At 76.2% G+C, this 4756-nt stretch carries 4 protein-coding genes; all 4 read right to left on the bottom strand.

From position 1 onward, the window contains the following. Positions 1-2128 (bottom strand): lantibiotic dehydratase (locus tag ABZX30_RS37705; protein ID WP_355942844.1); only part of this gene is annotated, 2128 nt, incomplete at its 3' end. Positions 2129-2139: 11 nt separating this feature from the next. Beyond that, positions 2140-2412: an acyl carrier protein gene (locus ABZX30_RS37700; RefSeq protein WP_355942841.1), complete on the bottom strand. Its 273-nt coding sequence runs from the start codon at positions 2410-2412 to the stop codon at positions 2140-2142. Between the two features lie 142 nt (positions 2413-2554). Further along, positions 2555-3502, bottom strand: coding sequence for a pyridoxal-phosphate dependent enzyme (locus ABZX30_RS37695; RefSeq protein ID WP_355942839.1), 948 nt, complete (start codon positions 3500-3502; stop codon positions 2555-2557). Then, on the bottom strand, positions 3499-4756 hold a 1258-nt coding region (locus ABZX30_RS37690), incomplete at its 5' end, for an amino acid adenylation domain-containing protein (protein ID WP_355942836.1). The genes ABZX30_RS37695 and ABZX30_RS37690, both read right to left, overlap by 4 nt.

Below are 4756 nucleotides of genomic sequence, written 5' to 3'. Positions count from 1 at the left end.
CGAAGTCGGCGAAGAAGGGGCGGGGTTCGGTGGGGGAGACGACGAAGACGAAGCGGGGCAGTTCGTGGGTGTCGCGCCACTGCCGGGCCCGGACGAACCGGCGGGCCTCGCTCTTGTCGTCGGCGAAGGCGGCGGCCAGCGCGGAGCCGGTGAACCGCCAGCTCTCCCGGGCCACCGTCATCCGGTCGACGGTGACCCGGGGGGAGTGGCCGGCTTCCGGCAGGAGCCGGAACCGGTCCGTCACCAGCGTGGTCAGCACATGGGCGAAGACCTCCACGGCCGGGAACACCGCGCCGTCGGGCAGCACCACGCAGAGCCGGCCGTCGCGCCGCTCCACCACGGCGTCGGCGCTCGGCACGGTGCGGGCGCGGTGTGGGTCCGCCGTGTTGTCGAGGAGGGCGACCTGGTAGTCCCGCGGCCGCACCAGCGCGTGCCGGATCCGGGCGGAGAGCCGGGACTTGTGTTCCTTGGGCAGCAGCGGCATGAGCCGGGGCGCCGGGTGGTCCCGGTCGGTCCGGTCGAAGAGCTCGCGGCGGTCGGGGTGCTGGTTGACGAACAGTTCGTTGCCGAGCGTGTTGGCGGCCAGGTGGAGTTCGCCGAGGGTGAGGTGGAACTCGCCGCGCTCGACGGCGGCGGCGTCCTCCGCGGCGATCATCACGTCCGGGCTGATGTACCGCGCCGCGGTCCAGCCCGCCGCGGTGGCCGGCCCGAAGGCCTCCGCCACCCCGTCGGCGATGTCTGCGCCGGCGACCGTGACCCGGCGCACCCCCCGCGAGGCCGGGAGGATCCGCTGCCAGCGGCGCTCGAACTCCGCCTGGAGCTCGGCGGCGTCGGCGGCCGCGGCCCCGTGCAGGACCGGCATGCAGGCGAACCAGAAGGCGGCGAGGTCCACCGGCCGTCCGGGCCCGGCGTCGGCGCGCAGCCGCTCGTACACCTCGGTCACGCGCTCCGTCACCCGGGCGGCCAGGGCGGAGGTCAGCCAGGCGGCCGCGGACATCAGCAGATCGAGCGGGGCGAGCGCGGCCAGCACACGGCTGCCGAGCGTCACCCGGGCGGCGCGGCGGCTGTCGGAGTACACCACGGCGCGGCCGGGCGCCGTGGTGGTGCTCTTCTCACGTTTGGCGGCCGCGTCCGTCACTCGCCGGAACGTCTCCTCCACGGAGGTGAGGGCGGCGACCAGGCGCTCGGGATCCTCGCCCGCCGCCCGGACGGCCTCGACCGCGCCCCGCAGTTCGTCCGTCCGGGCGAGGGCGGCGGCGCGCAGCGCCGGCTCGCCGATCCGCTCCAGACAGGCGCGCAGTCGGCGGTCGGGCCGGATGTCGGCGGGTACGTCCAGCCGCCAGGTGATCCAGCGCAGCCGGACCAGTTCGTCGAGCAGGGCGGGCACGTCGGTTCCGGGGCCCATCTCCTGCTGGAGGGCCGGAACCGAGCGGGTGCCGTCGCACAGGCGCAGCAGCCGGAGCGTCTCCGGCGGCACCGGGTGCGGCGGTCTGGCAGGGACCCGTACGGCGTCCTCCTCCAGCCGGACGAACGGCACCCGGCGGGGCGCCGTCCAGGGGCGCACCGCCGGGTCCGCGTCGATCTCCCGGGCCAGGGCGTCGACCGACCAGCTGGACCAGAAGACCTCCGAGGACGAGGTCAGTCCGGTGCCCGGCTCGACGGCCACGCCGGGCCGGGCGGTGTCGAAGGTGCCCCAGCCGACCGGTCCGAAGAAGCCGATGGTGTCGTTCTTGACGCAGAACCGCTGCCAGTAGTGCGCCACCAGCTCCTCGCGCTGGCGCTGCTTGAAGGTGCGGCCCGCGGCCGTCGGCGACCAGTTGAGGAACGGCCGGACCGCCGAGTCGAGCACCCCCCGGTTCTGCCAGGCGACCGCGGCCCGGAACGGTCCCGAGGCGGCGATCTCCTGCGCGCTCGTGGCCGCCCGCACGGCGGCCTGCGCGAACTCTGCCTCGAAGGCCTTCCAGGCGGCGCCGGACAGGGCGTCCCGCGGCCCGAACTTGTCCGCCGCGGCGGCCAGGCCGTCCGGCGCGAGCCGGAGCACCCCGTCCGCCGGGAACCCCGCGCCGCGCACCGCGACCTGGTCCCACAGCCGCCAGCGGCCGCTCAGAGAGACGGATCCCTCGTGCATACCGGTGCCCCCTAGGCCGACGCGGGAGCGGACGCGTGAACGGGGGACAGGTCGGCGACGACGACCTCCGCGAGCTCGGCGGGGGACGGATAGGTGAAGACCAGGGCGACGGCGATCTCGGCATCGAGCAGTTCCTGGAGACGGTGGACGATCTGGAAGGCGGCGAGCGAGTCGCCGCCCGCCTCGAAGAAGTCACTCGTGGCGTCGACGGTGTCGTCGCCGAGCGTCTCGCGGTAGTAGCCGGTGATCAGCGCGGTGAGTGCGGCGGTGTCGATGGGGTTCATGGCCGTCCTTCTGCGAAGTGGGTCGGAGCGTTTTGGGCTGGTTCGGACCGGTTGGGAATGGTGGGAACAGTCCGGACTGGTCGGGGCTGGTCAGGGCCGGTGTGGAGGAGGGCAGGTGAGGCCCGGCGCGGCCGGCGGCCGGTCAGCGGCCGGTGCCGGCGTGCGCGGACCGGGCGGCGGTCAGGGCGGCGGCACCGTTGCCGCCGGAGACGACGACGGCGCTGCGGCCGGGGAGCCCGAGCCGGAGGGCGCCGGCCAGGGCGGCCGCGCCGCTCGGCTCGGCCGGAACGCCGGCGCGGTGCAGCAGGGCCATCGCGTGGAGCACGGCCCGGTCGCCGACACCGATCAGTTCGTCGACCCGGTGCCGGACGATCGGGAGGATCACCTCGCCGGGCCGCTGGCCGCGCAGCCCGTCCGCCACCGAGTCGCTGGGCGGCACTTCGACCGGGCGGCCGGCGGCGACGGAGCGGGCGTAGCGCCGGGCCCGGTCGGGTTCCACGCCGATGATCCGGACCCCGCTGCCCAGATGGGCGGCGGCGAGGCAGACACCGGCCAGCAGACCGCCGCCGCCCACCGGTACGAAGACCGCGTCGAGACCGGGGGCGTCCCGCAGCACCTCCAGACCCACCGTGCCCTGTCCCGCCACCACCAGTTCGTGGTCGGACGAGGGCACCAGCGCGGCCCCGGTCCGGGCGGCGAGGTCCTTGGCGTACCGGTCGCGGTCGGCCACCCCGCCGGGCACCCGGACCACCCGGCCGCCCAGCGCCCGGACGGCCGCCTCCTTCGCCTCGGCCGCGCCGGCCGCCATCACCACCGTGACCCGGACGCCGAGCGTGCGGCCGAGGGTGGCCAGCGCGATGCCGTGGTTGCCGGAGGAGCCGGCGACCACCTCGTCGGCGCCGAGCGCGAGCATCGCGTTGGCCGCGCCGCGCAGCTTGAACGACCCGCTGTGCTGGAGGTGTTCGGCCTTGACCAGCAGTCCGGGCAGAGCGTCGCGGCGCAGCAGCGGGGTGTGTCTGACGTGGGGGGCGATCCGGTCGGCGGCGGCCGGTACGGCGGCCGGTGCGATCCGGGTGTCCGCGGCCGTCATGACACGGGCTCCGGGACGGTGGCGCGCAGGGCCCGCCGGTCGGCCTTGCCGCTGTGGGTGACGGGCAGGCGCTCCAGCCGGGTGAACCGCCTGGGCATCATGTGCGGCGGCAGGGTGCGGGCCAGATGCGCGCGCAGCTCGGCGTCGGTGGTGCTCTCGAGCGGGCCGGTGACGTGGGCGCCGAGCCAGGTCCGGCCCCGGTCGTCGGTCGCGGCGGTCACCACGGCGCCGGTGACCCCGGGGTGGGCGAGCAGGGCGCCCTCGATCTCGGCCGGGTCCACCCGATGGCCGCGGATCTTGATCTGGCGGTCGGCCCGGCCGAGGTACTCCAGGCTGCCGTCGGGGGCGCGCCGGGCCAGGTCGCCGGTCCGGTACAGCCGTGCGCCGGGCGGTCCGTACGGGTCGGGCGCGAACCGGTCGGCCGTCAGGCCGGGCTGCCCGCCGTAGCCGCGGGCCACGCCGGCGCCGCCGATGTGCACCTCGCCGGTCCGCCCGTCCAGGACGTCGCGCCCCCGCGGATCGAGCAGGCGTACGACGGTGCCGTCGATGGCGGTGCCGACGATGTCGGCGGAGGTGTCGGGGGCGGCCGGCACGTCGTAGCGGGTGGAGGTCATGGTGCACTCGCTGGGCCCGTACTGGTTGACCAGCCGGCCGCCGACCAGAGCACGGCCGCCGGCGGCGAGGAAGGGGCGCAGCGACTCGCCGCTCGAGCAGACCAGGCGCAGGGAGCGCAGTCGCCGGGCCGCGCGGGGCGACTGGGCGAGGAAGCCCAGGAAGGAGGGAGTGGTGCTGAGGAGGGTGTCGACGCGGTACTCGGCCAGGGTGTCGGCGAAGGAGTCGGCGTGCAGCAGGCGCGCGCGTTCGGCCAGGACGACGCACCCGCCCGCGGCGAGCGGTGCGAAGGTGTCCCGGATGGACGCGTCGTAGCCGGGCGGGGCGAGTTGGAGGGTCACGGTGCCGGGGCTGAGGGCGTTGTCGCGGACGACGGCGCGCAGGTACGTGTCCAGGCCGCCGTGCTCGATCAGGACGGGAAGGGGGGCGCCGGTGGAGCCCGAGGTGTGGCTGACGTAGGCGAGCGAGCGCGGGTGCGGGGCGCGGAAGGCGGCCGGCGGGGGGCCGGTGGCGGGGAGCCGGTCGAGCAGGACGGCGGGCGCGCCGACCAGCGGTCCGATCCGGTCGGCGAGGGCGGAGCTGGTGAGCAGGTGGGCCGCGCCGCCGCCGCCGGCGAGCGCGGCGAGCCGCCCGTCGGGCAGG

The sequence above is a fragment of the Streptomyces sp. NPDC004542 genome (assembly GCF_040610035.1).
Classification (GTDB): domain Bacteria; phylum Actinomycetota; class Actinomycetes; order Streptomycetales; family Streptomycetaceae; genus Streptomyces.
Note: the sequence above shows the minus strand (reverse complement) of the source record. Positions and strands in the feature narration are given on the sequence as shown.